At 72.9% G+C, this 22629-nt stretch carries 23 protein-coding genes; 2 read left to right on the top strand and 21 right to left on the bottom strand.

Translation table 11 applies throughout. The annotated features are described in order from the left end of the window. Nucleotides 1-56: 56 nt before the first annotated feature. From AMA02S_RS18615 to AMA02S_RS18605, 3 genes are all read right to left on the bottom strand, one after another. The gene (locus AMA02S_RS18615; RefSeq protein WP_067460120.1) at nt 57-560 is read right to left on the bottom strand and encodes an SRPBCC family protein; all 504 of its coding nucleotides are present in this window, start codon (nt 558-560) and stop codon (nt 57-59) included. Further along, nucleotides 557-913 carry an ArsR/SmtB family transcription factor gene (locus tag AMA02S_RS18610; protein ID WP_067460118.1) on the bottom strand — a complete coding sequence of 119 codons (357 nt, stop codon included), beginning with the start codon at nt 911-913 and terminating at the stop codon, nt 557-559. The genes AMA02S_RS18615 and AMA02S_RS18610 overlap by 4 nt, the downstream gene beginning before the upstream one ends. Before the next feature lie 320 nt (nt 914-1233). Beyond that, nucleotides 1234-1839: a hypothetical protein gene (locus AMA02S_RS18605; RefSeq protein WP_157430684.1), complete on the bottom strand. Its 606-nt coding sequence runs from the start codon at nt 1837-1839 to the stop codon at nt 1234-1236. Nucleotides 1840-1930: 91 nt separating this feature from the next. Here AMA02S_RS18605 and AMA02S_RS18600 point away from each other — a divergent pair, with 91 nt between their 5' ends. After that, entirely contained in the window at nt 1931-3589 is a 1659-nt protein-coding gene (locus AMA02S_RS18600) for an alpha/beta hydrolase (RefSeq protein ID WP_067460112.1), read from the top strand. Nucleotides 3590-3677: 88 nt separating this feature from the next. Here AMA02S_RS18600 and AMA02S_RS18595 read toward each other — a convergent pair whose 3' ends face one another. The 18 genes from AMA02S_RS18595 to AMA02S_RS18510 all read right to left on the bottom strand — a co-directional run bounded on the left by AMA02S_RS18595 (nt 3678) and on the right by AMA02S_RS18510 (nt 21513). Next, nucleotides 3678-4847, bottom strand: coding sequence for an LLM class flavin-dependent oxidoreductase (locus tag AMA02S_RS18595; RefSeq protein WP_067460109.1), 1170 nt, complete (start codon nt 4845-4847; stop codon nt 3678-3680). Next, the gene (locus tag AMA02S_RS18590) at nt 4844-6055 is read right to left on the bottom strand and encodes an LLM class flavin-dependent oxidoreductase (RefSeq protein WP_067460106.1); all 1212 of its coding nucleotides are present in this window, start codon (nt 6053-6055) and stop codon (nt 4844-4846) included. Before AMA02S_RS18590 ends, AMA02S_RS18595 begins: the two co-directional genes overlap by 4 nt. After that, complete coding sequence (locus AMA02S_RS18585; protein WP_067460103.1) at nt 6052-7416, bottom strand: NtaA/DmoA family FMN-dependent monooxygenase; 1365 nt, start codon at nt 7414-7416, stop codon at nt 6052-6054. Before AMA02S_RS18585 ends, AMA02S_RS18590 begins: the two co-directional genes overlap by 4 nt. Further along, a complete protein-coding gene (locus AMA02S_RS18580; RefSeq protein ID WP_067460100.1) occupies nt 7413-7943 on the bottom strand; it encodes an NADPH-dependent FMN reductase in 531 nt (176 codons plus the stop codon). The genes AMA02S_RS18585 and AMA02S_RS18580 overlap by 4 nt, the downstream gene beginning before the upstream one ends. After that, complete coding sequence (locus tag AMA02S_RS18575; RefSeq protein WP_067460097.1) at nt 7940-8998, bottom strand: LLM class flavin-dependent oxidoreductase; 1059 nt, start codon at nt 8996-8998, stop codon at nt 7940-7942. Before AMA02S_RS18575 ends, AMA02S_RS18580 begins: the two co-directional genes overlap by 4 nt. Continuing rightward, entirely contained in the window at nt 8995-9525 is a 531-nt protein-coding gene (locus AMA02S_RS18570) for a GNAT family N-acetyltransferase (RefSeq protein ID WP_067460094.1), read from the bottom strand. Before AMA02S_RS18570 ends, AMA02S_RS18575 begins: the two co-directional genes overlap by 4 nt. 76 nt (nt 9526-9601) lie before the next feature. Then, the gene (locus tag AMA02S_RS18565) at nt 9602-10075 is read right to left on the bottom strand and encodes a flavin reductase family protein (protein WP_067460091.1); all 474 of its coding nucleotides are present in this window, start codon (nt 10073-10075) and stop codon (nt 9602-9604) included. Next, a complete protein-coding gene (locus AMA02S_RS18560; protein WP_067460088.1) occupies nt 10072-11247 on the bottom strand; it encodes an LLM class flavin-dependent oxidoreductase in 1176 nt (391 codons plus the stop codon). Before AMA02S_RS18560 ends, AMA02S_RS18565 begins: the two co-directional genes overlap by 4 nt. Before the next feature lie 44 nt (nt 11248-11291). Next, a complete protein-coding gene (locus AMA02S_RS18555) occupies nt 11292-12494 on the bottom strand; it encodes an SfnB family sulfur acquisition oxidoreductase (protein ID WP_067460085.1) in 1203 nt (400 codons plus the stop codon). 104 nt (nt 12495-12598) lie between these two features. Next, on the bottom strand, nt 12599-13852 hold the full coding sequence (locus AMA02S_RS18550; RefSeq protein ID WP_067460082.1) for an acyl-CoA dehydrogenase family protein: 1254 nt from the start codon (nt 13850-13852) through the stop codon (nt 12599-12601). 37 nt (nt 13853-13889) lie between these two features. Next, nucleotides 13890-15026: a dimethylsulfone monooxygenase SfnG gene (gene sfnG / locus AMA02S_RS18545; protein WP_067460078.1), complete on the bottom strand. Its 1137-nt coding sequence runs from the start codon at nt 15024-15026 to the stop codon at nt 13890-13892. Nucleotides 15027-15084: 58 nt separating this feature from the next. Beyond that, nucleotides 15085-15429, bottom strand: a complete 345-nt coding sequence (locus tag AMA02S_RS18540; protein WP_067460847.1) for a 4Fe-4S dicluster domain-containing protein — start codon at nt 15427-15429, stop codon at nt 15085-15087. Continuing rightward, on the bottom strand, nt 15426-16973 hold the full coding sequence (locus AMA02S_RS18535) for an FAD-dependent oxidoreductase (RefSeq protein WP_067460075.1): 1548 nt from the start codon (nt 16971-16973) through the stop codon (nt 15426-15428). The genes AMA02S_RS18540 and AMA02S_RS18535 overlap by 4 nt, the downstream gene beginning before the upstream one ends. After that, nucleotides 16970-17956: an ABC transporter substrate-binding protein gene (locus AMA02S_RS18530; protein ID WP_169806847.1), complete on the bottom strand. Its 987-nt coding sequence runs from the start codon at nt 17954-17956 to the stop codon at nt 16970-16972. The genes AMA02S_RS18535 and AMA02S_RS18530 overlap by 4 nt, the downstream gene beginning before the upstream one ends. Nucleotides 17957-17982: 26 nt before the next feature. Then, on the bottom strand, nt 17983-18324 hold the full coding sequence (locus tag AMA02S_RS18525) for a 4Fe-4S dicluster domain-containing protein (protein ID WP_067460844.1): 342 nt from the start codon (nt 18322-18324) through the stop codon (nt 17983-17985). Continuing rightward, nucleotides 18321-19940 (bottom strand): FAD-dependent oxidoreductase, encoded by a 1620-nt coding sequence (locus AMA02S_RS18520; protein WP_245667635.1) that lies wholly within the window; start codon nt 19938-19940, stop codon nt 18321-18323. The genes AMA02S_RS18525 and AMA02S_RS18520 overlap by 4 nt, the downstream gene beginning before the upstream one ends. Further along, nucleotides 19937-20668, bottom strand: a complete 732-nt coding sequence (locus AMA02S_RS18515; RefSeq protein ID WP_067460072.1) for an ABC transporter ATP-binding protein — start codon at nt 20666-20668, stop codon at nt 19937-19939. The genes AMA02S_RS18520 and AMA02S_RS18515 overlap by 4 nt, the downstream gene beginning before the upstream one ends. Further along, nucleotides 20665-21513: an ABC transporter permease gene (locus AMA02S_RS18510; RefSeq protein ID WP_067460069.1), complete on the bottom strand. Its 849-nt coding sequence runs from the start codon at nt 21511-21513 to the stop codon at nt 20665-20667. The genes AMA02S_RS18515 and AMA02S_RS18510 overlap by 4 nt, the downstream gene beginning before the upstream one ends. 497 nt (nt 21514-22010) lie before the next feature. On the opposite strand from AMA02S_RS18510, the gene AMA02S_RS18505 reads away from it, so the two are divergent. Further along, nucleotides 22011-22376 (top strand): hypothetical protein, encoded by a 366-nt coding sequence (locus tag AMA02S_RS18505; RefSeq protein WP_157430683.1) that lies wholly within the window; start codon nt 22011-22013, stop codon nt 22374-22376. The last annotated feature ends 253 nt before the right edge of the window (nt 22377-22629 follow it).

The following is a 22629-nucleotide window of genomic DNA, read 5'->3' as shown; positions in this document are numbered from 1 at the left end:
GCCCTCCGGGATGCGGGACGGCCCCTCGGCCGTGTCCGGTCGCGTGCGGTTCCGGGCTACTTCGAGTCGGGGGTCAGTGCTTCGTAGTGGGGCTTCTGGGCGGGGTAGTAGTCGTCGAAATCCGGCATGGGGTTGCCGGAGAAGGTCGCGGCCAGCCCGTCCAGGTAGTACTCCCAGCCGGGGCCGGTGGAGGTCACGTCCGTGTCGGGGTCGAGGTGGTGGAGGAAGGTCAGCGTCGTCACGCCGTGGGCCTCGTCGAGACGGGCCTCCAGGTGCCAGCGGCCGTACTCGTCGACGGCCTCGACCTCAAGACGGCGCGGGGGCTCACAAGAGATGATCTTCAGATCGCTCTCGGGCCGGCCTTCCTCGTGCATGAGCGTGAGTCGCACCGTGGCGCCGGGCCTGCCCTCGCCCGTCCAGTGCGCGAACCAGCGTGCGGTGCGCTCGGGCTCGGTGATGCTCGCCCAGACCTCGTCGATCGTGGCCTTGAACTCGCGTGTCATCTCCAGGTCGGTGCCGGTCGCCGTGGCGATCAGCCGGCCGGTGGGGGTGGGCGTCATCCTGCGCTCCTTGCATCGGTGACGGGCGGCCCGGCCGCGCGGTCGCGCCGGGTGCGGTGGACCTCGGTGCTCAGGGCGTCGAGGCGCTGCTCCCACCGCTGCCCGCGGACGGTCGCCAGCCACCCTTCGATCTCCTGGAGGGGGCGGGGGTCGGCCCTGTAGCGACGCTCCCGGCCCGCGGGCTCGGCCGCGATCAGCCCCGCCTCGCGCAGCACCCGCAGGTGCCGGCTCACCGCCGGACGGCTGATCTCCGGGAACGCGGCGGCCAGCGTGCCGGCGGTCTGCGGACCGCCGGCGAGCAGCGTCACGATGCGCCGGCGTACCGGGTCGGCGACGGCCCCGAAGACGTCCATGGCGATATATGTAACCGATATGTTACGCGTTTGTCCAGGGGTGCCGGCTGCTTCCCGTGCGGTGGACCTCGTGCCGCCGGTGGTGCGGACCACGCTGCTGCCCTCACTGGAGCCTGGACTGCCAGGTCCTGTTCACCCGGGACCAGTCGTAGGGCCTGCTCGTGCTCACCACCCCGCCGCGCACTGAAGGCGACCAGAAGCTGCGGCTGCTCGCGGTGCTGGGGCGCGAGGATTTCGCCGGGACGGCCGCGGCGGGGCCCATGTCGCCCTAGCCGCCTTGCGGCCGGGCCATCGCCCGCCAACTGTGCCCGAGCGGCATGTCACTTCAGGGTCCGGAACCAGCGGAGGGTGTCGGGGAGGCCGCGGTACATGGTCCCGAAGTGCCGGGTGCCCGCCCCGTAGTCGGTCACGGACGGGCGGGCGCCGTGGGAGCGCAGCGCCCGCAGGCAGCTCGTGGTGTTGGCGAACGGGACCTGCTCGTCTCCGGCGGCGCCGATCAGCCTGACCGGGACGCGTGGCCGCCAGCCGCAGGTCCCGTCGGCCGAGCGGAACGCCTGGTCCAGGCGTGCGTCCGGGTGCTGGAACCGGTGGACGTAGCGCGGGGTCAGCAGATCCCGCACCCGGGTGGGCAACTGCGGGAAGACCTCGTCCTCCGCGTGCTGCCCGTCGAAGAGCGCGGGCACCTTCGTGTCATAGGGCGCCTTGAACGCCTCAGAGGGGGAGTCGTAGAGGTGGAACAGGCGGTTCCACGACACCAGGGCGTAGGAGAGGTAGAACGCCGACGCCTCCGGGTCGAGCGCGCCCCCTTCGTCGAGGGACGCCGGGATCTGGGCGTTCCTCAGGTCGTAGGGTCCGCTGATCGGGGCCAGCGCGCCCAGCCGCAGGTAGTCGGCGTCCCCTCCCCATGGCCCTGTACCTCGGGACACCGTCCCCACCGGCGGGGTCGGGTTGGCCCTACCCCGGAGTCGAGGGCCAGCCGTAATGATCTTCTGGCCGCGAGGCGATGGGATCGGACGCATGACCATCTCACGCATCGCGACGGCCACCGCGCTCGGCGTGGCCGGGCTCGTCTGCTGGACGGGGGCCGCCGGGGCCTCGGTGCCGGCGCCCCGGTCTCCCTCGTCCGGGCTGTCGCGCTACCTCGGGCAGCATCTGGACTGGGGTGCCTGCCCGGCCGACGCCGCGGACCTGACCAAGGCGGGCGCGCAGTGCGCGCAGGTGACCGCGCCGCTCGACTACGCGGCTCCGGACGGCCCCACGATCACGCTCGCGATCTCCCGGATCGAGGCCAGGGACCGCGCGCATCGCCGCGGCGTCCTGCTGGCCAACCCGGGCGGGCCCGGCGGCCCCGGGCTGGAGTACGCGGCGCTGATGAAGCCCGCGATGAAGGACGCGGCGGACCGGTACGACCTGATCGGTTTCGACCCCCGCTTCGTCGGCCGCAGCACGCCGATCTACTGCGGGGCCTCCCCGCGGCCACAGCCGACGCACTCCCGGCGGGAGGCGTTCGAGGCGTCGGTGCGGTCGGCCCGCGAGACTGCGCGACGCTGCTACGAGCACGGGAACAACGCCGCGCTGCTGCCGCACGCCTCCAGCCGTAACGTCGCCCGCGACATGGACCTGATCCGCGCCGTCCTGGGCGAGCGCAGGCTGTCCTACTACGGCGTCTCCTACGGCGGCGACCTGGGCGCCGTGTACACCCAGATGTTCCCCCGCCGCGCGGACCGCATCGTGATCGACAGCGTCACCGATCCGGCGTTGACGCAGTACGAGAACTTCCAAGCCGCCGGCCCGGCCCAGGAACGGGGCCTGGACGAATGGGCCGCCTGGACTGCCCGGCGCTCGGACGAGTACAAGCTCGGCGCCACACCCCGCCAGGTCCGGACGAGCGTCGAGCGGGTGGTCTCCACGGTGGACGGGGGGCCGCTCCGGTTCGGCGACTTCACGCTCGACGCGAGTGCGCTGGGCCTCGTCCTGCGCCAGCTCGTCGCCAACGAGGAGAGCAACCCCGTCCTCGCCAGGAGCGTCCGCAACCTGGTGGACGCCGCCGCCGGTCAGGACGTCCAGCCCGTCCCCGAGCTGCGCATGTGGCTCGAACTTTTCAACAAGCCGACCCCGGAGCTGGACAACCTGTTCAACAGCGGCAACGCTTTCCTGTGCGGCGACGGTGGCTGGCCGGCCGGGGGATGGCCGTCCGATCCGGAGCGGTACTGGCGGAATATCGAGAACGCGCGCCGCACCCAGCCGGTGTTCGCGGCGACGGCCAACGGCATCTTCCCGTGCCCGTTCTGGAAGACCGCGCCCCGCGAGCCCGGCGTCGCGATCGGCAACCGCGTGCCCTTGCTGCTCCTCCAGGCCAGGCGCGACAACAACGTCCCTTACACCGGTGCGGTCGCCCTGCATCGCAAGCTGGAAGGCTCACGCATGATCTCGGCGGACATCCGCTCGCACGGCGTGTTCGGGCGCGGTGTCGACGGCCTGACGCCCGTTCCCTGCGCGGACCGGGCCGTCAACGCCTACCTGCGCACCGGCGCCCTGCCGGCCGCGGACCTGAACTGCGCCGCTCCCGGACGCCCCTACGCGCAGCGCGAGCTGCAACGCGACGTGGACGCCATCCGCGCGGGGTCTGGTTCCACGGCGGTTCCAGTCTCGGTGTGGTCTCCGAGTCCGGGGTGAGCGCGGACGGCCGGCGCGCCGCGACCGTCGCCGTCTCCACCTGCGGGTTCGGCGACGATCAGCAGGGGGCCCAGGACAGGGCCTCCCTTCAGCTGGTCGACAACGCGGTCTGCGCGGCGGCGGGGTAGCGGGTCCACTCCTCGGCGAGCAGCTCGTAGGAGCGGACCCGGTGGGCGTGGTCGTGGGTGATGGTGGTCACCAGCAGCTCGTCCGCTCCGGTGACGCGGCGCAGGGTCTCCAGTTTGGCCGCGACCGTTGCGGGTGCGCCGACGAACTGGGTCTCGATCCTGTCGGCGACGAGGTCGAGATCCTCGGGGCTCCACTCGTGCGCGGCGGCCTGCGCGGGCGTGGGGAACGGTATCGCGCCGAGCCCCGACCGGATGCTGCGCACCCACAGGCCGTAGGGCGTGGCAAGGTGCCGCGCCTCCTCGTCGGTGGGCGCCACGACCACGTCGGCCGAGACGACGACGTACGGCTCGTCCAGCGTCTTGGACGCGACGAACGCCTCCCGGTAGGCGTTCACGGCGTCCAGCACGTTGGACGGGCTGACGTGGTAGTTCGCCGCGAACGGCAGGCCGCGCTCGCCCGCGACCCGCGCGCTCTCGCCGCCGCTGCTGCCCAGGATCCACAGCGCCAGCTCGGCGCCCTCGCCGGGGTTGGCGTGCGCCTCCCGGCCCTCGTGGCGGAGGGTGCCCTCCAGCAGCGCGACGATCTGGTCGACCACGTCGGCGAAGCCGGGGGATTCGGCGCCGGGTTGCTGCAACAGGGCCGCGTGCACCGCGAACGCCGGCGACCGCGCCAGCTGCGCGAAGTCGAACGGCGGGGGGATGAGCAGGCCGTCCACGACGGCGGGGTCGCGCGGGGGAGGGCTCGGCGCGCCGGCCCGCGCCGCCTCCTTGACCTGCGCCGCCGCCTCGGCGCGCCGCTGCCCGGAGCGGCCGAGACCGACATCGATCCGCCCCGGGTACAGGGCGTCGATCGTGCCGAACTGCTCGACGATCGACAGCGGCGTCCAGTGCCCGGTCTGCACCGCGCCGGACCCGACCCGGATCCGGGAGGTCGCGGCGGCGACCGCCGCGATGAGGATCTGCGGCGCCGAACTGGCCACGCCGGGCGCGAGGTGGTGCTCGGCGAGCCAGTACCGGTGGTAGCCGGCGGCCTCGGTGCGCCGCGCGAGGTCGAGGGTGTTGTGCACGGCGCCGCGCGCGGTGCCGCCCGCGGGGATGGGCGCGAGGTCGAGGACGGACAGCGGCGTCATGGTCGCCTCCCGGTCGGGACGGAGTAGCGGTCGGCGGGACGCGCCAGGCCGAAGTGGCCGCGCAGCGTCGTCGCCTCGTAGGCGGTGCGGAACGCGCCGCGCTCCTGGAGGACGGGCACCAGCCCCCGGGTGATGCCGGCCAGGTCGGCGGGCAGGACGCCGGGCCGCAGCCGGAACCCGTCGAGGCCCGCCTCGCGCCGGTCGAGCAGGAGGTCGGCCAGCTCGCCGGGCGTGCCGGTGAAGATCTCGGCGTCGGACGCGAGCGCGGCGCCGTCCAGGTCGTCCAGCCGGGCCTTGCGGGACGCCGCACCGCCGGGCGTCTCGTCGAGGAACACCACCAGGTCGGCCAGGACCTTGAGCGGTGCGCCGGACCGTCCGACGGCGCGCTCGGCCGCCCGCACCCGCGCGACGATGTCCACGGTGTCCGGCCGCGACTGCGGGGTGACGTAGACGATGTCGGCGCCGCGGGCGGCGAACTCGTAGGGGCCGGTGTCGTGGGCGAGCACGGCGACCGGCGGCTGGCCCTGCGGCGGGCGCGGCGTGATCGAGGGTCCGCGCACGCCGAGATGGTCGCCCTCGAAGTCGATGTAGTGCACCTTCGCCCGGTCCAGGAACCTGCCGGTGGGGACGTCGCGGATCTCCGCGTCGTCCTCCCAGCTGTCCCACAGCCGCCGGACGATCTCGACGAACTCGCCGGCCTCCGCGAGCAGCCCGGCGGCGAGCTCCCTGCCCTCAGGCGTCGCGAACCACCCCGGGCCGGCCTCGGCGAAGACACGGCGCCCGAAATGCGGTGCGTCGGTGAGCCCGGCGCCGGCGATCTGGGGCCGCCAGCCGCCACGCCCCCGGCTGGCATGGTCGAGCGAGGCGATCCCGATCGAGACGTGGAACGGCTCGGTGTGCGTGGTGTCGGTGGTCGGGACCAGGCCGATCCGGGAGGTCGCGGGCGCGAGCAGCGCGGCGAGCAGCACCGCGTCCAGCCGGCCCCGCACCTGGTCGGTCCGCTCGTCGGTCGTGGCGGGGACGGCCGACTGGAGGCCGAGCGAGTCCTCGATGGTGAGGAGGTCGAGCAGGCCGCGCTCGGCCTCGGCGGCGAGGCCCGTCCAGTACTCGGCGGTGAAGAGGTCGCCCGGGCGGGCGGCCGGGTCGCGCCAGGCGGCCGGGTGCCAGCCGGCGTCGTTCAGCGCGGCGGCGAGGTGCAGGCCGGTCATGACGCCTCCTTGCGGGCCCGCGGGCCGCCGATGCCGAGGTGGTCGCGCAGTGTCGGTCCCGTGTAGTCGGTGCGGAACACGCCCTTCTCCTGGAGCAGCGGCACCACGTGGTCGACCAGGTCGTCGAGGCCGCCGGGGGTCAGGTGCGGGACGAAGACGAACCCGTCGGCGGCGTCGGTCCGCACGAACTCGTCGATCTGGTCGGCGACCGTGCGCGCGGTACCGACGAACGTCTGCCGCCCGGTGGTCTCGATGACCAGTTCGCGGATGCTGAGGCCGCGTTCGGCGGCCAGCGCCCGCCACGTCCGGACGACCTCGCCGCGGTCGCCGCGGAACTGGGCGCGGCCCTTCGAGACGCCCTCGCCGAGATCGGGCTCGATGTCGGGCAGCGGACCGTCCGGGTCGTAGCCGGACAGGTCGCGGCCCCAGTACCCCTCCAGGAACACCAGGGCGTTGCGGGGCGTGACCTGGGCGCGGCGGATCTCGGCGGCGCGCTCGGCCGCGTCCTGCTCGGTGTCGCCGAGGACGTAGGTGACGGCGGGCAGGATCTTCAGCTCGTCCGGGCGCCGCCCGTGCCTGGCGAGCCGGCTCTTGACGTCCTTGTAGAAGGCGCGGCCGTCCTCCAGCCTGCTGTGCCGGCTGAAGATCACGTCGGCGTCGGCGGCGGCGAACTCACGGCCCTCGTCCGAGTCGCCCGCCTGGATGATCACCGGGTGGCCCTGCGGCCCGCGCGGCACGTTGAACCGCCCGGCGATGTCGAACTGCCGCCCGCGGTGGGCGAACGTCCCCGCCCCGGCCCGGACGAACTCGCCCGCCGCCGGGTCGGCCACCAGGTCGCCGTCCGCCCACGAGTCCCACAGCTCGCGGGCGGTGTGCAGGAACTCGGCGGCGCGGCTGTAGCGGTCCGCCTCGGCCAGGTACCCGCCGCGCCGGAAGTTCGCGCCGGTGAACGCATCGTAGCTGGTCACGACGTTCCAGGCGGCCCGGCCGCCGCTGAGGTGATCGAGGGTGGCCAGCCGCCGCGCCACCTCGTACGGCTCGTTGAAGGTGGAGTTGACGGTCGCGGCGAGCCCGAGGCGCGTGGTGACGGCCGACAGCGCGGCCAGGACGGTCAGCGACTCGGGCCGTCCGGCGACGTCCAGGTCGTGGATGCGGCCCTTCATCTCCCGCAGCCGCAGCCCTTCGGCCAGGAAGAAGAAGTCGAACTTCCCGCGCTCGGCGGTGCGCGCGAGGTGGGTGAAGGACGCGAAGTCGATCTGGCTGCCCGACCGGGGGTCGGACCAGACGGTGGTGTTGTTGACCCCGGGGAAGTGGGCGGCCAGATGGATCTGCTTGACCGGCGCCGGAGGCGTTCCGGTCATCGCCGGCCCGCGACGGCCCTGCCCGCGAGGGCGGCCGTCACTTGCGGCGCGACGAGCCCGGCCCACGCGCCGAGCACCTCCTCGGCGTCCGGGAAATGCGACTCCAGGAACGCCAGCCCGGGGGTGGGCACGGCCGCGCCCAGCTCCACCAGCAGCGGCCGGAGATGGAGCTCCACGGCCAGCGAATGTTTCGGGTCGCCCATCACCAGCAGCGGCAGCGCCACCGTCGACGCCAGCGCACCGCCCGGCAGGCGGTCGAGGAAGATTTTCAGCAGGCCGGTGTATGTGGCTTTGTACGTCGGGCTCGCGACGACCAGCACGTCCGCTCCCGTGACCCGGTCCAGCGCGTCCTGCACCTCTGACGGCGGGACGGCGTTCAACAGGCCGGGCGCCAGCGTGGACAGGTCGATCAGGTCCGGCGCGTCCGGGTGCCCGGTCCGCTCGCCGACCGCGGCCGCGGCGCGCAGGGCCACCTGGAGCGTGCGGGACTGCGGCCGGGGATTCCCGACAAGGACGACGATGCTCACGTGGTTCTCTCCTTGGATCGCAATGGACGGCTCGGGATCTCTCGCCGTAGGACGGGGGCGACATTGCTCTGGAACAGCTCCAGGGACGCGCGGTGCAGCTCCTCCGGGAGCCCGTCGGCGTCGGCCTGGACGTGCATGACCTCGTGGCCGAGACGCCCGTGGTACCGGTGGACCTTGTCGATGACCTGCTGCGGGCTGCCGATGAGCGCGGAGCTGCGCTCGATCGCGTCGTCGACGGAGTGGAAGACGGTCGGGACGCCGTTGCGGCGGAACAGGTCCTGCCGCGCCTCGAACACGGGCCGGTAGACCTCCACGGCGTCCTGGGAGTTCTTGGCGACGTACAGGCCCGCGGTCCCGGCGCCGACGAGGGCGTCGGCGGGGTCGTGGCCGTGGTGTTCCCAGCGCTCGCGGTAGTGGGCGACGAGTTCGGCGTACGGTTCGACGGGGTTGGTGACGTTGGCGGAGAACAGCGGATCGCCGTAGTAGGCGGCCAGCTCCACCGACTGCTCGCTCGTCGCGCTGCCGTGCCAGACGCGGATCGGCCGCTGCAACGGCCGCGGGAGCACCTCGGCGTCGGTCAGCGACGGGCGGTACCGGCCCTGCCAGGTGACGGTGTCCTCCCGCCAGAGCCGTCTGAACAGCTCGTAGCCCTCCCGGTTGCGGTCCCACTGGTCGTCGGTGGTGACGTGGAACAGCTCGGCCTGCGCCGTGCCGTTGCCCTTGCCGATCATCAGTTCCAGCCGGCCGCCGGACAGGTGGTCCAGGGTGGCGTAGTCCTCGAACGCGCGGACCGGGTCGAGGAGGCTGAGCGTGGTGACGGCCGTGAACAGCCGGATCGCGGACGTGCGGGCCGCGATGTGGCTGAGGATCACCGGTGGCGACGACGACAGGAACGGGCGCTCGTGCCGTTCGCCCACCCCGAAGCCGTCGAATCCCAGCTCCTCGGCGAGGACGGCGTGCTCGACGACCGTGCGGAGCCGGTCGGTGACCGTCGGCTGCCTGCCCGTGGCGGGGTCCGGCGCGTACACGATGAGGGTGATCGCCAGGAACTTCACAGGACCTTCTCCATACAGATCGAGAAGCGCAGCAGCTCGTACGGCGGGAAGATCGGGATGCGGGTGTAGCCCGCGCGCTCGTAGAGCCGGACCGCGTCGGGCTGCCGGTCGCCGGTCTGCAGCACGATCCGCGGCGCGCCGAGCGAGCGTGCCGCGCCCTCCACGGCCGACAGCAGCGCGGTGGAGACGCCCGTGCCGCGCTGGTCGGACGCGACGTACATCCGCTTGAGCTCCAGGTCGCCGGCCAGGTCGCCGGCCAGGTCGCCGGTCGGCGGGCCGGGCGGGCGGCGGAGCGCGGCGTGCCCCGCGGGCTCGCCGGCCGCGTACGCGACGGCGACGTAGACGACGTCGTCCGGTTCGACGGTGATCGTTCCCCGCCGTCCGGGTTCGGCGGCCTGCCTCTCCAGCTCCGCCAGCCGGTCGCGGTAGCGGCCGCGCATCTCCGCCTCCATCGCCTCGCGCAGGGCGGTCGCCACCGGGTCGTCCCAGTCGGTCGCGCGGACGTCGACCGGGAAGCCTGCGGGCACGAGGGCGCCTCCTTACTTTTATGGTAGGAAAAACAGGCTTAATGTCAATGGACCGTTCGCCGGCCCGCGCCGCCGGTCATGTGAGGCGCCGGAAGGTGCTGGCGTGGAAGACGAGCGGGGGGACGCCGTCGGCGGCGTCCAGGTCCTTGACGCGGAAGACGACGATGTCGTGGTCGCCTGAGCGGACCTGCTGTTCGATCGAGCAGTCGAACCACGCGGAGGCGCCCTCGACGAGCACGCTGCCGTCCGCGGTGGAGCGCCAGTCGACGCCGGCGAACCGGTCACCGGACCGGGCCCCGAGCCGCCGGCCGACGTGCTCCTGGTGGGCGGCGAGCACGCTGATCCCGATGCGGGGTCGCTCGCGCAGCAGCGGCCAGGTCGTCGAGGTGTGCGCGACGCACACCGACACCAGCGGCGGGTCCAGGGACACCGGGACGAACGAGCTGGCGGCGATGCCGGCGGGCCGTCCGCCGACCAGGCCCGCCACCACCGCGACGCCGGTCGGGTAGGCGCCGTAGACGCGGCGCAGGTCCAGGCCGAGGATCGTCATCGCAACGGCTCCTTCGGCAGGAAGGCGGTCGATTGGTACGCGGCGGCGCCGGTGAGCCCGTCGAACAGGCCGCGCTTCGCGAGCAGGGGCAGCACGCCCTCGCCGAACCAGTACAGCTCCTCCAGGTGCGGGTAGCCGGACAGGACGAACTCCTCGATGCCGATCGCGGCGTACTCGGCGATGCGGTCGGCCACCTCGGTGTGGCTGCCGACCAGCGCCGTCCCCGCGCCGCCGCGCACCAGGCCGACGCCCGCCCACAGGTTCGGTGCCACCTCCAGCGCGCGCGGGTCCCGCCACGAGCCCTCCGCCCGGCTGCGCTCGTGCAGCTCGCGCATTCGCCGCTGGCCGGTGGACTCGCTCCGCGCGAGGGTGGCCTGGGCGGCGGCGACGGTGTCCTCGCCGAGCGCCTCGACGAACCGTTCCGCCAGCCGCCATGCCTCCTCGGCCGTGTCGCGGGAGATGACGTGCAGGCGGACGCCGAACCGCGGCTTGCGGCCCTGCGCCGCGGCCAGCCCGCGGATCCACTCGATCTTGGCCGCCACCGCGTCCGGCGGCTCGCCCCAGGTCAGGTACACGTCGGCGTGCTCGGCGGCGACCGGACCCGCCGCGGCCGACGATCCGCCGAAGTACAGCGGCGGGACGGGGTCGGGGACGGTCGGCAGGCGCGCGGCGTCGATGTCCAGGTGCGTGCCGCGGTGGGTGACGGTCTCGCCGTCCCACAGCCGCCGCACGACCGACAGGAACTCGGCGCAGCGGGCGTACCGCTCGTCCTTCGACAGGTGGTCCCCGTAGGCGCGCTGCTCGTGGGCCTCGCCGCCGGTGACGACGTTGAGCAGCAGCCGTCCGGGCGCGTGCGCGGAGAACGTGGCGGCCATCTGGGCGGCGAGCGTCGGGCTGATCAGCCCGGGCCGGAACGCCACCAGGAACGCCAGCCGCTCGGACTCGCGGGCCAGCATGGCGGTGGTCAGCCAGGCGTCCTCGCACCACGCGCCGGTGGGGGTGAGCGCGCCGGTGAAGCCGAGTTCCTCCGCCCCCCGCACGATCGAGGACAGGTAGCCGATCGAGGCGCGGCGGTCACCGGACGCGGCGTCCGCGGGACGGCCGTGCCCGCCGCCCACGATGAAGCGCGAGTCTCCGTAGGTGGGCAGGAACCAGTGGAACGACAGGGTCACGGTGGGGTTTCCTCTCTCAGAGCCGGCCTGCTCATAGCCGGCCCTCACAGTTGCCCGTGCCGCGGCGGGGGCGTGCCCGTCAGCAGCCAGCGTCCGATGTGCTGCACCTTCCAGCGTTCGGGGTCGTGCAGGGTGTGGGTGCGTGCGTCGCGCCAGTAGCGGGACAGGTTGAGGGCGCCGGCCGCCGACCGCGTGCCGCCCAGCTCGAACAGCGCCGACGACGCCTCCAGCGCGGCGCGTCCGGTGGCGACCTTCGCCGCCGCGGTCGCGATCGAGGCGCGCGCGGTGGCGTCCGCGGACGGGGCGCGCTCGGCCGCGTCGATCGTCTCGGCGGCCTCGCGCAGCAGCGCCTCCGCTCCGCGGACGGTGAGCTCCAGCTCACCGGCCCGCTGGACGAGCAGCGGATCGCCCGCGGCGGTGTCGGCGTCGCTCTCGAACCACGGGCGCGCCCGGCCCGCCGCGGTCACGGCGGCGGCGAGCGCGCCCCGGGCGATGCCGGCGTCCAGGGCGGCGTGCAGCACCTGCGCCCGCGCGCCATAGGTCGTCGGCCCCTCGAACAGCGGGTTGTACGGGATGATCTCGTTCGGGTGGACGCGCACCCGGTCCAGCCGGACCGTTCCACTGGCGGTGGTGCGCTGCCCCATGCCGTCCCAGTCGTCTTCGACGACGACGCCTCGGGTGTCGCGGTCGATGTAGGCGAGCGCCTTCGGCGGGGACCCGTCCGGCAAGGGCGGCTCGTCGGGGAGCACGGCGCGGACGACGAGCACGTCCGCGAACAGGGCACCGGTGCTGTAGTACTTCACGCCGTCGAGGACGTAACGGCCCCGGCCAGACCGGCGCAGGGTTGTCGCGTCGTCGGTGACGGTGCGGCCGCCGCGCTCGGTCTGGGCGTTGGCGAAGCGCGCGCCGTCCAGGGCGCGGGCGAAGTACTGCGCCTGCTGCTCGCGGGTGCCCTGCCGCCGCAGCGCGTCCAGGAAAACGAAGTGGCTCTGCGGTATCTGCGCGAGGCTCGCGTCGGCGGCGGCCAACGTGCGGAACACCTCGGTCAGCACCGCCAGGCTCACCTCGGCGCCGCCGTGCCGCGCGGGCACGGTGATGCCGAGGAGGCCGGAGTCCGACAGCTCGGCGAGCTCGGCGGCGGGCGGCCGCCGGTCGCGGTCGCGGTCATCGGCCTGCTCGGCGATGCCGACGGCGAGCTTGCGCGCGATCTCGGTGGCCTCCGCGCCGAAGCGGATCCGGTGGGCCATCGCGTCACCTCGCGGCGCGGGTGGGCGGCGTGGTCATGGGTCTCCCCTCGGGTGGCCCGGCCCGCGGCGGCCTCGGTCGTGCGGCCGCCGCGGCCGGGGGCGGATCAGCGGTAGAGCGAGAATTCGGGCGCGCGCCGGTTCAGCGTCCAGTCGCCGACCTCGCGCGCCTTGTAGGCGACGGGGTCGTGCACGGTGTGGGTCCGCAGGTTGCGCCAGTGCCGGTCGAAGCCGTAGGCGCTGCTGGTGGCCCGCGCGCCCTGGATCTCGAATAGCCGTGACGCTGTCGACAGCGCGACCTTGGTCGTCAGGTACTTGGCCTCGTAGACGGCGATGGCCGCCTCGGCGCGCTGCTCCTCGGTGAGCGACGGGCCGGTGTCCAGCGCCGCCTGGAGCGCGTCCCCCGCGCGGTCGGCGAGCAGGGCCGCGGCGCGGATGTCGCTGCGGATCTCCCCGACGGTCTGCAGGACGTACGGATCGTCGGTCGCGCTGTCCACCCCGGAGGTCTCCCAGGGGGCGGCGTGCAGGCGCGTCCAGTCGAGCGCCTCCTCAAGCGCGCCCTCCGCCGTGCCGATGTAGAAGTTCACGAACGCCAGCTGCCAGTGCGGTGTGACGAGCGTCTGGTACGGCGTGATCGTCCGTCCGACGAGCGGGTCGGGCCCGAGGATCTCCGACCGTTCGACGCGGGTGCCGGTGAACTCGACGCCGCCGGAGTCGGTGAGCCGCTGGCCGATGTTGTCCCAGTCGTCCAGTGCCCGGAAGCCCTCGCGCCCGCCCGGCAGCGCGATGAAGACGAGCTCGCCCTCCAGCGTCGCGGTGACCGACAGGTGATCGCCGAGGCTCGCGCCGGAGGCGAACGAGCGGTGGCCGTCCAGCCGGAACCCGTCGCCGTCCTTGGTCAGGACGAGGTCGGAGCCGCCGCGCGGGTTCTGTACCCCGCCCCAGAACAGCTTCCGCTCGCCGTTGCGGCGCGACAGCTCGGTGGCCTGCCCCGGCGTTCCGAACAGCGGGGCGATGCGGGTCTGCGCGAAGTGGTACCCGATCAGGTGCGCGATGGAGGTGTCGCCGCGGGCGATCCGGCGGGTGATCTGCACGGTCTGCGCGTAGGAAAGGCCGTCCCCGCCGTACTCGACGGGTTCCTGCACCTGGAGAAGGTCGTGCCGGCGCAGCAGCTCGACCTCCTCGCGCGGGGTCTCATTGGCGCGGTCGCGTTCGGCCGCGGTGGCACGCAGTTCGGCGGCGGCGATGTCGGCGCGCCGGAGGGCGGCGGCGAACCGCTCCTCGCCGGTCGCCTCGGTGTGTGCGGTGTGTTCCGTGTGTGCGGCGTGTTCGGTGGTGGTCTGCTGTGTCTCGACGGACATCGTTCTCTCCTTTCCGGTGGCTCAGGTTTCCGGTGTCTCAGGAACCCACCCGCGCGGGGGCGCCGCGCTCGGCGGCGTCCGCCTCCAGTTCGCGCACGAGCGGGAGCACTCGCTTGCCGAAGTACTCCACGTCCTCCAGGTAGTGCAGGAAACCGAGCAGGAACAGGTCGACGCCGAGCCGCTTGTAGGCGACGATGCGCTCGGCGATCTGCTCGGGCGTGCCGATCAGCCCGGTGCGGAAGCCGTCGTTGTACTGGACGAGGTCGGCGAACTCCGAGTCCTGCCACATGCCCTTGCCGTCGGAGGCCGACTTCCCGGCCTGCTTGACTGCCGACCCGAAGCCCTCCACGGCCTCCCGGTCGGCCTTGGCGACGATCTCGCGCAGCACCTCGCGCGCCTCGGCCTCGGTGTCGCGGGCGATGAGGAAGCCGTTGAGGCCGAACCGGACGCGCCGCCCGTGCACCGCGGCCTCGGCCTGGACGTCGCGGATCTGCTCGGTGACGCCGTCGAAGTCCCGGCCGTTGCTGAAGTACCAGTCCGAGACGCGGCCGGCCATGCGGCGGGCGCTGGTGGAGTTGCCGCCCTGGAAGATCTCCGGGTGCGGGCGGTCCGCCCCGGCCAGCGGCTTCGGCTTGAGGTCGAAGTCGTGCAGCCGGTAGAAGTCGCCGTTGAACTCCGCGTGCTCGGACGTCCAGATCTCGCGGAGCACCCGGATGAACTCCTCGCTGCGCCGGTACCGCTCGTCGTGCTCCAGCCACGGCTCGCCGAGCTTGGTGAACTCGTCCTTGAACCAGCCGCTGACGACGTTGACCGCGGCACGGCCCCCCGACAGCTGGTCGGCGGTCGCGACGAACTTGGCGAGCACCCCCGGATGCCACAGCCCGGGATGGATCGCGGCGATCACCTTCAGCCGCTGCGTGGCGAGCAGCAGCGCCAGGCTGAACCCGGTGGACTCGTGCTGGTAGGCGGCCCCGTAGGAGGCGATGTAGCGGACCTGGCTGAGCGCGTATTCGAACCCGTTGTTCTCGGCGAGGACGGCCAGCTCGCGGTTGTAGTCATATCCCCAGTCGGTGCGCTGCTCGATCTTGCTCACCACGAGGCCGCCGCTGACGTTGGGTACCCAGTAGGCGAACTTCACCGGTTCTGGTGAATTTTCCATATTCCCTACAGACATAGTTAGGATTGTGCGATTCATTCCGCCGCAGGTCAATGCGACGGTTATCAGATGGTGATTACAGGGATGCCTGGAGCCGCTCCACGAAGATGTGGTTGCGGTCGGCGCGGCTGCCCGGGGTCCGGCCCCGTCCCCAGCCGACGATCCGGCGGTACTCGCCGAGCGCCTCGCCCAGGGCCGCCTCGTCGGTGTGCGGGGAACCGGCCGGGGCCGGCCCGCTGAACGGCGCGACGTACAGGGCGTCCGTCGGGCAGTGCGCCTCGCACATGAAACACGACTGGCAGTCGCCCTGCCGGGCGATCACCGGCACGCCGTCGGGCCCCCGGTCGAACACGTCCGTCGGGCACACCTTGATGCACACATCGCACGTGACACAGCGATCCGCGCTCACCACCTCGATCATGCCGCCACCTCCCGTGGTTCGGCCGCCGTCCATGGCTCGTCCAGCCCGCCGACCAGCAACCGGTGCTCGAACCGGCGCAGCGTCGGCAGGTCCTCCAGCCGGTGCAGGCCCCGGGACTCCTCGCGGGCGAGGGCCGCGCGATAGCACCAGCGGGCGTGCGCCGCCATGGCCGCCGCCGAGCGAGCCCGCAGGCGGTCCCGCCCCTCACCGGCCAGGCCCTGGGACGTGATCCGCTCCCACAACGCGTCCAGCGAGGTCAGGGAGTCGCGGAGCCCGGCACGCGTCCGGAAGAGGTTGCGGTCCAGCGGCAACGTCTCCTCCTGCACGGCCCGGACGACCTCCGCCGCGTCGAGCGGCCCGGGTTCGAGACCCGCCCGCCCCACCGGGACCGGGCGCGGACGTGCCCTGCCCACCCCGAACAGGGCGGCGCCGCGCCCGGCCCACGTCCCCGAGGAGATGGCCCAAGCCCCGTTGTAGGCGCCGCCTCCGCTGACGGCCCCGGACACCAGTTCGCGCGTGGCGACGTCCCCGGCGGCGTACAGGCCGGGGACGGTAGTCGCGCAGTCGTCGCCGGTGATCCGCAGACCGCCCGTGCCCCGGACCGTGCCCTCCAGCACCATCCGCACCTCGTACCGGTCGCGGAACGGGTCGATCCCGGCCTTGTCCAGCGGCAGGAAGTAGTTCGGCTGGGCGCCCCGCATCGCCTCGCGCAGGTCCACGGGCGCCTGGTCCAGCCGGGCGTACACCTTCCGGCCCGCCGCGAGCCGCTCCGCGACCTGTGTCCTGGCGCCGAGCGGATGCGGCACCTCGATCCGGGTTCCGTCCTCGGCGTAGTACGTCGCGAACTGCATCATCAGGCCCTTGGTGTGCGAGCCGTACGCCGGAGACAGCGCGTACGCGCTGGAGAACTCCATGCCCGACATCTCCGCACCGAGCTCGGCGGCCATCAGATGCCCGTCGCCGGTGTCGACGTTGGTGCCGAACGCGCCGGACAGGAACGCGCAACCGCCGGTCGCGAGGACGACCGCCCCCGCGCGGACCGTCCAGGGCTCCCCGTCCCGCTGCCGGGCGATGCCGGACGCGCCCGCCACCGCGCCCGAGTCGTCCACGAGCAGCCGCAGCGCCGGATGATGATCGAGGATCACCGCCCCGGACCGGTGCACGCGCCGCCGCATCCGCTTCATGTACTCGGGCCCCTGGAGGCTGCCGCGCCGCTCCACGCCCCCGTCGACGGGGAACGGGTAGCCGAACGAGGCGAGGTCGGCGACCCGCAGATACGTCTCGTCGATGACCCGCGCCATCCAGTGGTGGTCGGCGAGCCGGGCGCTCTGCTCGAACCGCTCGCCGATCGCCCGCTCCCGCGCGGGCGCGTCCGGCGGGACGTACCAGAGGTTGTTGCCGCCCGACGCGGTCGGCCCGCTCGTACCGCAGTACCCCTTGTCGGCGAGGACGACCCGCGCTCCGGCGCCGCCGGCGGCGAGCGCCGCCCACGCCCCGGCGGGGCCACCGCCGAGGACGAGGACGTCGGTGTCCAGCTCGATCACGGTGCCGCCCCGGACGGCTTCGCGCCGGGCGCGAGCCAGGAGTCGATCGGGAAGTCCTTCTTCACGAGATCCTGCTCGACCAGGAACGACTTGGTACCGCCGAGCAGCTTCACCCCCTCCGCGGCGAAGGGCTCCTCGGGAAGCTGCTCCTTGAGCGTCGTCTTGATCGAGACCTGGGGGGCGTAGCCGCCCGTCCTGCCCACGAACGCGGTGTAGGCGGGCCAGTTGGCCTTGGCGACCTGGGCGCCCTTGGTCTCGGCCTTCTGCCAGGCCTTGACGATGTCCTTGTGCCCGGCCAGGTACTTCTCCGTCACGACCGTGACGGATGTGCCGAGCAGGTCCGGGTGGTCACGGGACGCGACGTCGATCGAGCGGTACCCCTTCTGCTCCTGCGCCACCTGGTCGGCGGACACGAGGCCGCCCGCGTCGATCGAGTTGTTCGCCAGCGCCGCGATGATCGCGGGCGTGTACATGTGGATGATCTGCTTCGGCTTCACCCCGGCCTGCCGCAGCGCGCCGAGCAGGTAACGGTGGATGTAGGAGCCGGTCTGCACGCCGATCCGCTTGCCCTCCAGGTCCTTGAGGGACGCCGGCCCGGCGTCCTTCTTCGCCACGATCGCCGCGTCCAGGCGGATCGAGTTGAGGGAGACCAGCCGGGTCGGCAGGCCCTGCCCGCGCCCGACGAGCGCCGGGGTGTCGCCGTACTGGCCGATGTCGAGCGACCCCCCGGCGAGGGCCTGGTTCAGGTCGGGGCCGTTCTGGAAGGTCGCGACCTGGATCTTGGTGATCCCGGCCGACTTCAGCTCCGGCAGCAGTTCGCCGCGCTCGTCGAGGAACCCGAGGGTGCGGGTCAGCTTGTTGCCGACGCCCGAGTTGATCACTCCGACGCGCAGCGTCCCGGAGCCGCCGTCGGCCGCGGACGAGCCGCACGCCGTCGCGGCCAGCACGAGCAGGCCGGCGGCCAGGACCTTGGGGATCTTCACGTTGACGCCTTTCCCAGGGGGGTTGTTCAGGAGGTGAGGGGGCCGGACCGGTTCAGCGACGGTCCGACCGCGAGTTTGGCGCCGGGGGTGCGTCCCCGGCCCCAGCCGATCTGCTCGCGGTAGCTGCCGAGCAGCCCGCCGGCGGCGAGCGCCGCCTCGTCCGGCGGCTCCGGCAGCGGATGCGAGCGCGGGTCGACGAACAGCGCGTCGACCGGGCAGTACGCCTCGCACATGAAGCACGTCTGACAGTCGCCCTGCCGGGTCAGGACCGGGATGCCGTCCTCGCCGCGGTCGAAGACGTTCGTCGGGCACACCGCGATGCACTTGTCGCAGGCGATGCACCGCTCCCGCGAGACGATCTCGATCACGACGCCACCGCCAGCGCCGCGGCCTCGGGCCGCGTCCACACCTCGTGCAGCCCGCCGGTCACCAGCCGGCGGCGCTGGGACGGGTCCTGCTCGGGAAGGTCCTGCCGCTTGTGCATCCCGCGCGTCTCGGTCCGGGCGAGCGCGGCGTTGTACATCCACCGGGCGTGCGCGGTCATCGCGGCCGCCGACCGCGCCCGGACGAGCCCGGCGCCGTCCTCACGCAGGGTGCCGCTCAGCTCCCGCCACGTCCGGTCGAGCGCGTCGAGCGCCGGGGCGAGACGGTCGCCGTGGCGCAGCAGGTTCTTGTCGTAGGGCAGCACCTCGGCCTGGACGGCGGCGACGTACTCGGCGTGCCCGCCGGTCGCCGGGCCGGACGGCCGGACGCCCGCCTCGCCGAGCGCGCGGACGCCCCGCCGCCCCGCGAGCCCGCCCAGCCTCGCGGCGTACCGCGCGGCGCCCTGCCCGGCCCAGGTGCCGGACGACATCGCCCACGCGGAGTTGTGGCTGCCGCCGCCGGTGAACCCGCCGCAGATCAGCTCGCGGGTGGCGGCGTCGCCCGCCGCGTACAGGCCGGGCACCGTCGTGGCGCAGTCGGGCCCGGTGATCCGGATGCCGCCGGTGCCCCGGACGGTCCCCTCGGCGAGCAGGGTGACGGGGAACAGGTCCGTGAACGGGTCGATGCCCTGCCGGTCGAACGGCAGGAAGAAGTTCGCCTGCGCGAGCCGCATCGCCTGCTGCTCCTCGGGCGTCGCCCGGTCGATGCGGCACAGGACGGGCTCGCTGAGCAGGGTGCGGGCGATGACGGACCGCCCCCGCTGGCTGCCCGCGCCCTCCAGGACCGTCCCGTCCGCGTGGTAGAAGGTCGCGAACATGTAGAACGCCGTCTTGGTCACGGACGTGAACTCCGGCGCGATCGCGTACGCGTTGGAGAACTCCATCCCCGACAGCTCCGCGCCCGCCTCCGCCGCGAACAGCGCGCCGTCCCCGGTGTTGACGTCGCAGCCCAGTGCCTTGCTGAGGAACGCGCATCCGCCGGTCGCGAGCACGACCGCGCCCGCCCGCACCCGGAACGGCCGATCTCCCCGCAGCTGGTACCCGGCCGCCCCCGCGACGGCCCCGGACCCGTCCGCGAGCAGCTCGGTGACCGGGCTGTGGTCGAGGACGCGCACGCCCGCCCGGCGCACCCGCACCCGCATCCGCCGCATGTACTCCGGCCCCTGTAGACCGCGCCGGATCTGCCGGCCGTCCTCGTCCACCGGGAACGGGTACCGCGAGACCTCGGCCAGCTCGTTCATGTTCGCGTACGTCTGGTCGAGGACGCGGGCCATCCACTCCCGGTCGGCGAGATGCCCGCCGAGCCCCTCGCGGCTCGCCATCGCGGCCTCCCGCGCCGACGGCTCCGGCTCGACGTACCAGACCCCGGTGCCCGCCGCGGCCGTCGCGCCGCTCGTCCCGAGGTACCCCTTGTCGGCGAGGACGACGCTAGCGCCGGCCTCCGCCGCCTTGATCGCGGCCCACGCGCCGGCGGGGCCGCCGCCGGCGACGAGCACGTCCGCGGTCAGCTCGGTCACGGTCTTCTCGGTCGCGCTCACTCCGGTCGCGCTCACTTCGGTCACAGGGCCTCCTTGGCAGTGGCGACGGTCCGGACTCCGAGCCCGTCGAGCAGGTCGCGCCGCAGCGCGATGAATCGTGGATCGTCCATGGACCGTGGCCGGGGCAGGTCGACGGTGTACTCCCGGGCGATCCGGCCGTCCGCGAGCAGCAGCGCGCGGTCGGCGAGCAGGAGCGCCTCCTCGACGTCATGGGTGACGAGCAGGACGGCGGGCCGGTGCTCGGCCCACAGGTCGGCGACGAGCGCCTGGGCGTTGAGCCTGGTCAGCGCGTCCAGCGCCCCGAACGGCTCGTCCAGCAGCAGCAGGTCGGGCGTGCGGACCAGGGCCCGCGCCAGCGCGACGCGCTGCGACTCCCCGCCCGACAGGGTGAGCGGCCAGGCGTCGGCGTGGGTCGCCAGCCCCACCTCCGCCAGCGCGGCCTCCGCCCGCTTGCGCAGGTCCCGTCCGCGCAGGCCGAGCACGACGTTGTCCCATACCCGGCTCCACGGGAGCAGCCGATGCTCCTGGTAGACGACGGCGTGCTTGCCGGGGACGTCGATCTCGCCGCTTCCCTCGCCGTCCAGCCCGGCCAGCGCCCGCAGCAGCGTGCTCTTCCCGGACCCGCTGGCGCCGAGCAGCGCGACGAACTCGCCGGGGGCGATGTCGAGGTCCACGCCGTCCAGCACGGCCCGTTCGCCGAACACGCGCCGCAGGCCCCGGACGTGCACCCCCCGCTGCTCCACGATGGTCATCGCGCCACCAGCCCTCTGCGCCAGGCCAGCGCGCGCCGCTCGATCAGCCGCACCAGCAGGTCCGTCGACACGCCGAGCAGCGCGTAGACGACGAGCACCAGGAAGACCGTGTCCATCTGGAGGAACTGTGTGGCCTGGTTGATGACGAAGCCGATCCCGCTGGCGGTCGCCGACTGCTCCACGACCACGAGCGTCAGCCAGGCCACACCGAGCGACAGCCGCAGCCCGACGAGGATCTGCGGGAGTGCTCCCGGAAGGATGACCTTTCGGACGAGTCCGAGCCGTCCGAGGCCGCACGTCCGCGCGGACTCCACCAGCCGCTCGTCCACCCCCCGGATGCCGTGGAACACGTTGATGTAGAGCGGGAACACCACGCCGACCGCGATGAGACCGACCTTGGACGTCTCGCCTATCCCGAACCAGATGATGAACAGGGGGACCAGCGCGAGGTGCGGCAGCATCCGGAGGGCCTGGAGGGGCGCGTCGACCACGTCCTCGCTGATCCGGAACAGGCCCGAGAGCAGGCCCAGCACCAGGCCCAGCGGCAGCCCGATCGAGAGCCCCTTCAGGACCCGCAGTAGCGAGACGCCGAGGTTCTCGAACAGCTCGCCCGAGGCCGCCATGTCCCAGCCCCGCGCGGCGACGTCGCTGAGCGGCGGGGTGGTGCTGCCGAGCCAGCCCGCACGGGCGCCGACCTCCCACAGCACGAGCACCAGCGCCAGCCCGCTGACCTTGCGCACGCGGCGCAGCAGCGACAGCACCACGGCACCGGAACGTCCCGCGGCGGCGGGCAGCGTGGCCTCAGGCAGGGAGGAACGGGGTGGATCGAGCAGGTCGGTGGACATGCGGCACCTCCAGAACAGGGTGCGAAAGGAAGGCAGGGGAGAATCCGGCGGCGTTGGCCCGGCGATGGAGGGGGAGGGCGGCCGATCAGCGGCCGTGGCGTGCGTAAAAGCGGTTCAACAGGACGCGCTGCACACACGAAGGAGGTCGATGTGGCGCCTCGCCACCAGTACCTCCGTTGCGTTCATGCTCCTAGGATGCACACGGATCCACCCCCTGTGAAGCCCCCGGAAGCGGCCACGACCTGCGCAGACGTCCCCAGAGGGGGACAAAATCGATAAAACCTACCGATTTACCAGGGATTATGGTCAGACCGTCCCCTGGCAAGGCTCCCCGCCACAGTTACACAGATCACACCGTATGGAGACCCAAGGATGGACGTTCCGTACCCCTCCGGGAACAGAGCGTCCCCACCGCCCGCACCAGCAGCGAAGCCCCCACCCGAGACGCATGCCCACGACGGTCGAGCCCGCCCGGAGTCCTCGGTAGGTTCTCGGCTGTGCTTCCCTGGACGAGCGGGCGTAGTTTTGAAATATGGCGATATGGTGCGGGTCATTCGCAGTTGCAGATGTACTCGGCCGACGATGACCCTTTGCTGCGCGTGCTGATCCTTTTTGAGTCGGTCGAGTTCATGAGCCTGCGCAGGACGTATCGTGATCTGACCCTGGACTTCGCCGATGAGGCGAACGATCCGAGCGGCCGGGTGATTTCCGCGGATTCGTCGTTGCGGCTGTCGGTGACCGGGACAGCGGCGGCGGGTGTGATCATCTGCGCCAGGGTCACGGTCGTCCGGGTGAGCGATGCCCCGAGAACATGGCTGCCGGACGACTCGGAACCGATCTTCTCTCTCAGCGCCCCGGGCTGACGCTGCGCACGCGGACGTCGGCCTCCCCGCCCCTCCCCGCCCCTCCCCGCCCCTCCCCGCCCCTCGGCAAACGCCTGCCTTGCTGAAGCTGGCCGGGTGATCCGGTCAACGGCGGGTCAACGGCGAGGCGCCGCGTTCTCCGGCTCGCAATAACTCGTCTCGCGCGGTTACCGGGTCCCTGTTCCGGCAAAGGTGCAGGTGGCTGGGGGTACCCACGGCGTCGGACGAGGCTTCGGGGCCGTGCCGAATTCGC

Origin of the sequence: Actinomadura macra NBRC 14102 (assembly GCF_001552215.1) — a bacterium.
GTDB classification, from domain to species: Bacteria; Actinomycetota; Actinomycetes; order Streptosporangiales; family Streptosporangiaceae; genus Spirillospora; species Spirillospora macra.
Note: the sequence above shows the minus strand (reverse complement) of the source record. Positions and strands in the feature narration are given on the sequence as shown.

What these genes read in the sequence shown, in the direction of transcription:
- AMA02S_RS18615 (WP_067460120.1), bottom strand. Translation starts at nt 560, where the DNA reads ATGACGCCCACCCCCACCGGCCGGCTGATCGCCACGGCGACCGGCACC.
- AMA02S_RS18610 (WP_067460118.1), bottom strand. Translation starts at nt 913, where the DNA reads ATGGACGTCTTCGGGGCCGTCGCCGACCCGGTACGCCGGCGCATCGTG.
- AMA02S_RS18600 (WP_067460112.1), top strand. Translation starts at nt 1,931, where the DNA reads ATGACCATCTCACGCATCGCGACGGCCACCGCGCTCGGCGTGGCCGGG.
- AMA02S_RS18595 (WP_067460109.1), bottom strand. Translation starts at nt 4,847, where the DNA reads ATGACGCCGCTGTCCGTCCTCGACCTCGCGCCCATCCCCGCGGGCGGC.
- AMA02S_RS18590 (WP_067460106.1), bottom strand. Translation starts at nt 6,055, where the DNA reads ATGACCGGCCTGCACCTCGCCGCCGCGCTGAACGACGCCGGCTGGCAC.
- AMA02S_RS18585 (WP_067460103.1), bottom strand. Translation starts at nt 7,416, where the DNA reads ATGACCGGAACGCCTCCGGCGCCGGTCAAGCAGATCCATCTGGCCGCC.
- AMA02S_RS18565 (WP_067460091.1), bottom strand. Translation starts at nt 10,075, where the DNA reads ATGACGATCCTCGGCCTGGACCTGCGCCGCGTCTACGGCGCCTACCCG.
- AMA02S_RS18555 (WP_067460085.1), bottom strand. Translation starts at nt 12,494, where the DNA reads ATGGCCCACCGGATCCGCTTCGGCGCGGAGGCCACCGAGATCGCGCGC.
- AMA02S_RS18550 (WP_067460082.1), bottom strand. Translation starts at nt 13,852, where the DNA reads ATGTCCGTCGAGACACAGCAGACCACCACCGAACACGCCGCACACACG.
- sfnG (WP_067460078.1), bottom strand. Translation starts at nt 15,026, where the DNA reads ATGTCTGTAGGGAATATGGAAAATTCACCAGAACCGGTGAAGTTCGCC.
- AMA02S_RS18540 (WP_067460847.1), bottom strand. Translation starts at nt 15,429, where the DNA reads ATGATCGAGGTGGTGAGCGCGGATCGCTGTGTCACGTGCGATGTGTGC.
- AMA02S_RS18515 (WP_067460072.1), bottom strand. Translation starts at nt 20,668, where the DNA reads ATGACCATCGTGGAGCAGCGGGGGGTGCACGTCCGGGGCCTGCGGCGC.
- AMA02S_RS18510 (WP_067460069.1), bottom strand. Translation starts at nt 21,513, where the DNA reads ATGTCCACCGACCTGCTCGATCCACCCCGTTCCTCCCTGCCTGAGGCC.